Consider the following 6,108-nt stretch of genomic DNA (forward strand, 5'->3'; position numbering starts at 1 on the left):
GATCAATCAATGCACAGGCGGGACAAGGCCCAGCCCTGCTCAGGGTTGGACCTTGCGCATGATGAACGCGCGGGGTGGATCATTTTCTCCCTCCTGGTAACTGCCGTGAATTTCTGTTCCGCAGCTGCCGTCGACCACTTCACCCAGCCAGGTGCCGGTGATGCGTGAGCCGTCAGCGCTTTCTTCGAGCGTGACCGTGCCATCGTTCACATCGCCGACCATGGGGTGGCTGCCGCCCGGGCGGCTGATGCTGCCCTTGACGTTGCCTGCCCACTCGGGATGCGGGCCCAGCACCATGCGGGCGGTTTCTTCGCTGCCGGTGACGGAGCCTGTCCATTCACCTTGCAACTGCTTGTCGCTCATCTGCCAGTCTTGCGGGCAAGTGCTGGCAGATTTGGAATCAAACTGGGCGCAAGCGCTAAGGGAAAAAGCGCTGGCAGCTATGAAAATCAGAGTTCTCAAAGTCATCTCGGGTCTTCAGTTGGCGGCGCCCGGCGCCGCCTGGTTCTTGCGCGCGGCAAATTCCTCGCGCAGCTTGCGCAGCTTCTCGCGCGGGTCTTCCCTGGCCGTGGCCGCATCGAGGCCCATCTCCTTGATGAAACGGCTGGGCTGGCAGGCCACCATTTCGCGGCCTTTTTTGCGGCGCTTGGTCCAGCTCACGGCCAGCGTGCGCTGGGCGCGGGTGATGCCCACATACATCAGGCGGCGTTCTTCCTGCAGCCGCGCTGCCGTCTCATCGCTGACCTTTTGCTGCTTGCCGTCGTCGTCATCCAGCTTGAACGGCAGCATGCCCTCGGTGACGCCGACCTGCATGACATGGGGCCATTCCAGGCCCTTGGAGGCATGGAGGGTGGAGAGCACGACCATGTCCTGCTCCTTCTCGCGCTCGCTGATGGTGGACAGCAGGGCAATGTTTTGCGAGACCTCCAGCAGGCTCTTGACCTCGGTCTGGGTACCGGCGCCTGCGGCATCCTCGATCTGGCCGCCGGCGCGCTGGGCCATCCAGTCGCAGAACTCCAGCACATTGCTCCAGCGCGCGGCGGCGACAGACTCGCTGTCTTCGCTGTCATACAGATACTGTTCGTAGCCAATTTCCTTGAGCCAGTCGATCAGAAAGCTGCGCGAGGCTTCAAAGCCCAGGGTGTGGCGGGCGCGGTATTCCAGGTCGTTGATATAGCGGCCGAATTCCAGCAGGCTTTCAAAGGCCTTGCGCGGCAGCGCCTCCTCCAGCATGGCATTGAACAGCGAGCCGAACATGCTGAGCTTGTGCGCAGCGGAGAACTCCCCGAGCTTGCCCAGCGTGGTGTGACCGATGCCGCGCTTGGGCGTGCCTATGGAGCGCAGAAAGGCCGGGTCGTCGTCGTTGTTGATCCAGAGGCGGAACCAGGCGCACAGGTCCTTGATCTCGGCGCGGTCGAAAAAGCTGGTGCCGCCCGAAACCTTGTAGGGGATGTTGGCCTTGCGCAGCGCCTTCTCGAAGGGCTTGGCCTGGTGGTTGGCGCGGTAGAGGATGGCGAAGTCCTTCCACGCGGGCTGTGGGTTCATATTGGCGCGCAGGCTCTGAATGCGGGCCACGGCACGCTCGGCCTCGTGCTCTTCGGTGTCGCAGTCGACGATGCGCACGGGTTCGCCCTCGCCGAGTTCCGAAAACAGTGTCTTGGGAAACAGCTTGGGGTTGGGGCCGATCACATTGTTGGCGGCGCGCAAGATGGCGCTGGTGGAGCGGTAGTTCTGCTCCAGCTTGATGACCTTGAGCTGCGGAAAGTCCACGGGCAGCTTCCTGAGGTTGTCCAGCGTGGCGCCGCGCCAGCCGTAGATCGACTGATCGTCGTCGCCCACCGCCGTGAAGTGGGCGCGCTCGCCCACCAGGAATTTCAGCAGCTCGTACTGCGTGGCATTGGTGTCCTGGTACTCGTCCACCAGCACATGGCCCAGCAGGCGTTGCCATTTCTCACGCACCTCGGGGTGGCCGCGCAGCAGGCGCATGGGCATGCCGATCAGGTCGTCGAAGTCCACGCTCTGGTAGGCGGTCAGGCGCTCTTCATAGCGCTGCATGATGAGAGCGGTGCTGCGCTCGTTGTCGTCCTGCGCCATGGCCAGGGCCTTGCGGCTGTCCCAGCCCTGGTTCTTCCAGCCGCTGATGGTCCACTGCCACTGGCGGGCCGTCGCCACATCGGTGGTGCCGCCCGCGCAGTCCTTGAGGATGCCGGTGACGTCGTCGGTGTCCAGAATGCTGAACTGCGGCTTGAGACCGAGGATGTGGCCGTCCTCGCGCACCATGCGCACGCCCAGCGAGTGGAAGGTGCAGATCAGCACCTCCTTGGCCTGGCGGCCGATCAGACCTGCGGCGCGCTCGCGCATTTCGGCGGCGGCCTTGTTGGTAAAGGTGATGGCGGCAATGCGGCGTGGCGCCAGACCGGTTTCGATCAGGCGGCCTATCTTGTGCGTAATCACCCGGGTCTTGCCCGACCCGGCACCTGCCAGAACAAGGCATGGACCGTCGGTGTAATGCACGGCCTGGAGCTGAGCGAGGTTGAGACCAGCAGACATGAAGCAGAGTGACCCATCATCAAAAACAAGGACTGGGAGCATACCGCTTCACCGTGAAGAGCCCTGATGACAGCGCTCACAACTGACAAAAATCAGGGACTCAGCGAGCGTTTCACCTACACATGCGCTCTGCTGTTACTTGAATAATTGTTGTAATAAGGTGTTAGTTATGTAGCGTGAAGATTGTCTCGTGTCCGGCCTTGATCCCGACAACGCCAGCGAATTTTCGATGGTTGAGGGATTCATTGTCTTTTCCTCAACAGTCAGGGTGCTGTGCATGGCGAGAACCATCGGTGAAGTGAGCTTGGCCGCAGAACTTTGGACGCCTGCGGTGCAGCAGCGCTTTGAAGCGCTGTTCTCCGTGGCCGCGCGCAAGTCGCTTTCCGCCTGGCGTCAGGTTCCGCGCCAGGCGGCTGAAGTGCTGGTGATCGAAGGGCTGGAGAGCCTGCTGGCCAAGTCAGAGGCGCGAGCCCCTTGCGTGGTCTATCTCGGTGGCGAGCCGGCCATGCAGCCGCTGGGGCGCTCCTCCCAGGGCTGGGCCGCACATCTTGATGCGGACTTTACGCTGTCCGACCTGATCGACATGCTCGATCGCGCAGCGGTTTTCCTCATGGACTGGAGAGCCCGGCACAGGACCGACGCACCCCTGTCGCTGCAGCGTGCCCTGCAGGAGCTCCAGCAGCAGGGGGCCGACTGTTCGCACCGCTTTCATATCAAGTCCTGGGTCGCCCTGCCTGGCAGCGCCAACAATGCGCTGCACATGCGCGTGCTGGCGCTGCTCGCGCGCGGGCCCATCGATGCCAGATCGCTGGCCGAGCACGCCGGCATCGAAATGCCGCAGCTATCGACCCTGCTGTCCCTGCCTCAGCTTCAGGCCGTCCTGCACTGCAGTCCGCGCGGCCCCGAGCATCCTGCGGACGCACGCAAATCAAGCACCCCGAGGCAGGCCGCCACTTCGGTGACGCTTCAATGGGTCAGCAAACTGACGGGCTGGATTAGCCGTGGAGGACGCACATGACCTCTTTCATGCCCATGCAGCCCGGCCAGGGCCTGCTGCGGGTGAGTCTGCTTGGGCCCATGGGCATAGGCAAGACCACGGCGCTGCGCAGCCTGTGCGGGGAATTCATGGCAGGCAGCGATGTGCGCAACCTGGACAGGGCGACACACAGCAAGGAGTTCACCACGGTAGGGGCGGAGTTTGGCGAGATCGATCTGGGCTCGGGCGAGCGACTGCAGCTGGTGGGCAGTCCCGGTCAGGATCGTTTCGATTTCGTGCGTCGCTGGGTGCTCTCGGCATCGGTGGGGGCGCTGCTGATGCTGGACGTCAACGACGCGGGCGCGGTGGATTACGCCAGCGAGATGCTGACGGGGATCGCGGAGCTGGAGCAGGCTCCCCTGATGCTCATTCTCAGCTGCCGCAGCGCCAGCGGAGCAAGGCTGGAGGCGTTCAGCTCGGCCCTGGTGGCCAGAGGCCATGAGATCACCCCGCTGATTGAAGCCGACCCGCGTGATCGCCAGCAGATGCTGGATGCGCTGAGCGTGCTGGCTTCACTGCTGTCCCTGCAAAGTCAGACCCTATGAATACCCATACCTCTCTCGTGATTCCGGCCCATGCGGTGCAGGCCGGCCAGGAAATTCTGGCACGCGTGGTCGCCCCGGTTGCCGGCGTCCATATCGCCTTGCTCTGCACCCCTGACGGCTTCGAGATTGCCGCGCTGCGCATTCGCAGCGAGTTGCCGACCGAGCGGCTGTCGGCCATGGCGGGCTCGCTGATGGCCATGGCCAGGGCCGTGGCCAATGAAATCGGTCACAAGGATTGCAAGCGCCTGACCTTCGAGACGGAGTCGGGCACCGTGGTCTTCCAGGCGGTGAATGGCGCTTTCCCGGCCGTTCTCTGTCTGGTGGTCGATCAGAACGCCTTGCTGGGTCGCGCGCTTTGGGCGGCCGGCGAGGTTGCCACAGGGTACCTGCCTTCCTGATCACAGGTTCACTGGAGTTCTGAGTCCGAGTGGGTGCGCATACTGCGCACGGGTTCCTTGTCTTGCTTTTCAAAAAGGTGGATTTATGGCCTCTATCCAGGATTCTCTGAACGCTTTGATGACCACAGACGGCGCCGTCTGTGGCGCTCTCGTGGACAGCGCCAGCGGCATGCTGATGGGCAGCGTCGGCGGCGGCGTGGACATGGAGCTGGCTGCGGCCGGCAACACCGAGGTGGTGCGCGCCAAGCTCAAGACCATGCGCATGCTCAATCTCAACGACCAGATCGACGACATCCTGATCACTCTGGGCAAGCAATATCACATCATCCGTCCCGTGGCCGCCAACGACGGTGTGTTCTTCTATCTGGTGCTGGACAAGGCCCGCGCCAATCTGGCGCTGGCGCGCCGCAAGACTGCCGATGTGGAAAAGGAGCTCAAGCTCTGACGCGCTGTCCTTGCATCCGTCACAGCGGCCTGCCTTGCGCAGGCTTTGTTTTGTCCACCGGGGGGCGCTGAAAAATATTCATCGAAGGCTCTGGGAGGTCTGCCGCAGCGCGCTGTCACAATTTGCCGGTGCTGTCCGTTCTACTCATCACCTTTCCCTTCTTTGCGCTGGTGGCTTGCGGCTTTGCCGCCACATGGCGCGGCATCCTGCCCCAGGCAGCGATCCCCGGCCTCAATGCCTTTGTGCTGTACTTCGCGCTGCCCTGCATGCTGTACCGCTTTGGCGCGCAGACACCGATTCATCAGCTGCTCGACATCAACGTCACCCTGGTCTATCTGCTCTGTGCGGTGCTGATGGTGGGCGCGACCGTGCTGCTGACACGCAGGCGCCTGGGCTGGAACGATGCCGCATTCGGCGCTCTGGTGGCAGCGTTTCCCAACACCGGCTTCATGGGCGTTCCGATGCTGGCGGCGCTGCTGGGCGCGCAGAGCGCGGGGCCGGTGATCGTGACCATGGCCATCGACATGGTCATCACCACCTCGGCCTGCATTGCGCTGTCGCGGCTCGATCTGGCGGGAGGGCAGGGAATCTGGCTGGCGGTGCGCAATTCGCTCAAGGGCATGGCGTCCAATCCCATGCCCTGGGCGATTGTGCTGGGCGGTCTGGCGTCGGCCATGGGCTGGGTATTGCCCGGCCCGGTGGACAAGACCGTGGCCATGCTGGCCGCAGCGGCTTCGCCGGTGGCCTTGTTCACCATAGGTGCCGTGCTGGCGCGCTCGCAGATGAACAGCCACGAACGCGTGGCAGCGCGGGACTATGTGCCGGTTGCGCTGGCCAAGCTGGTCGTCCATCCGCTGCTGGTCTGGGCCGTCGGACTGGCCGCGATCGCGATGGGTTTGCCGCTCCAGCACGAAACCCTGGTGGTGCTGGTGCTGCTGGCGGCCCTGCCGTCCGCCAGCAATGTGTCGCTGCTGACCGAGCGCTACGGCGCCCACAGCGGTCGCGTGGCCAGAATCATTCTGGTCTCCACCAGTCTGGCTTTCCTGACCTTCTCTGCTGCTGTGGCCTTGATGACCTAACAAAAACAATAGCGGCTTGTGCAAGTCCCACCTGCACAAGCCGCTGTTTTGGCTG

The 6,108-nt window shown here is 63.3% G+C and carries 7 protein-coding genes; 5 read left to right on the forward strand and 2 right to left on the reverse strand.

Annotated elements, in window-relative coordinates:
• Positions 1-39: 39 nt before the first annotated feature.
• Together ACLBXN_RS21715 and ACLBXN_RS21720 are read right to left on the reverse strand one after the other, a co-directional pair.
• Positions 40-363 carry a hypothetical protein gene (locus tag ACLBXN_RS21715; RefSeq protein WP_407714913.1) on the reverse strand — a complete coding sequence of 108 codons (324 nt, stop codon included), beginning with the start codon at positions 361-363 and terminating at the stop codon, positions 40-42.
• Between the two features lie 114 nt (positions 364-477).
• The gene (locus ACLBXN_RS21720; protein WP_043006512.1) at positions 478-2,550 is read right to left on the reverse strand and encodes an ATP-dependent helicase; all 2,073 of its coding nucleotides are present in this window, start codon (positions 2,548-2,550) and stop codon (positions 478-480) included.
• 229 nt (positions 2,551-2,779) lie between these two features.
• On the opposite strand from ACLBXN_RS21720, the gene ACLBXN_RS21725 reads away from it, so the two are divergent.
• From ACLBXN_RS21725 to ACLBXN_RS21745, 5 genes are all read left to right on the forward strand, one after another.
• Positions 2,780-3,568 (forward strand): hypothetical protein, encoded by a 789-nt coding sequence (locus ACLBXN_RS21725; RefSeq protein ID WP_447613534.1) that lies wholly within the window; start codon positions 2,780-2,782, stop codon positions 3,566-3,568.
• Positions 3,565-4,131 (forward strand): GTP-binding protein, encoded by a 567-nt coding sequence (locus ACLBXN_RS21730; RefSeq protein WP_447613535.1) that lies wholly within the window; start codon positions 3,565-3,567, stop codon positions 4,129-4,131. The genes ACLBXN_RS21725 and ACLBXN_RS21730 overlap by 4 nt, the downstream gene beginning before the upstream one ends.
• Positions 4,128-4,529 (forward strand): roadblock/LC7 domain-containing protein, encoded by a 402-nt coding sequence (locus ACLBXN_RS21735; protein WP_211459829.1) that lies wholly within the window; start codon positions 4,128-4,130, stop codon positions 4,527-4,529. The genes ACLBXN_RS21730 and ACLBXN_RS21735 overlap by 4 nt, the downstream gene beginning before the upstream one ends.
• 85 nt (positions 4,530-4,614) lie before the next feature.
• Positions 4,615-4,974 (forward strand): hypothetical protein, encoded by a 360-nt coding sequence (locus ACLBXN_RS21740; protein ID WP_003059256.1) that lies wholly within the window; start codon positions 4,615-4,617, stop codon positions 4,972-4,974.
• Between the two features lie 128 nt (positions 4,975-5,102).
• Positions 5,103-6,053: an AEC family transporter gene (locus tag ACLBXN_RS21745; RefSeq protein WP_447613536.1), complete on the forward strand. Its 951-nt coding sequence runs from the start codon at positions 5,103-5,105 to the stop codon at positions 6,051-6,053.
• Positions 6,054-6,108: the final 55 nt, after the last annotated feature.

Source organism: Comamonas sp. C24C (assembly GCF_053345995.1).

Excerpts from the sequence above, each read along its gene's own strand:
- ACLBXN_RS21730 (WP_447613535.1), top strand. The coding sequence starts at position 3,565 with ATGACCTCTTTCATGCCCATGCAGCCCGGCCAGGGCCTGCTGCGGGTG.
- ACLBXN_RS21735 (WP_211459829.1), top strand. The coding sequence starts at position 4,128 with ATGAATACCCATACCTCTCTCGTGATTCCGGCCCATGCGGTGCAGGCC.
- ACLBXN_RS21715 (WP_407714913.1), bottom strand. The coding sequence starts at position 363 with ATGAGCGACAAGCAGTTGCAAGGTGAATGGACAGGCTCCGTCACCGGC.
- ACLBXN_RS21720 (WP_043006512.1), bottom strand. The coding sequence starts at position 2,550 with ATGTCTGCTGGTCTCAACCTCGCTCAGCTCCAGGCCGTGCATTACACC.
- ACLBXN_RS21725 (WP_447613534.1), top strand. The coding sequence starts at position 2,780 with ATGGTTGAGGGATTCATTGTCTTTTCCTCAACAGTCAGGGTGCTGTGC.
- ACLBXN_RS21740 (WP_003059256.1), top strand. The coding sequence starts at position 4,615 with ATGGCCTCTATCCAGGATTCTCTGAACGCTTTGATGACCACAGACGGC.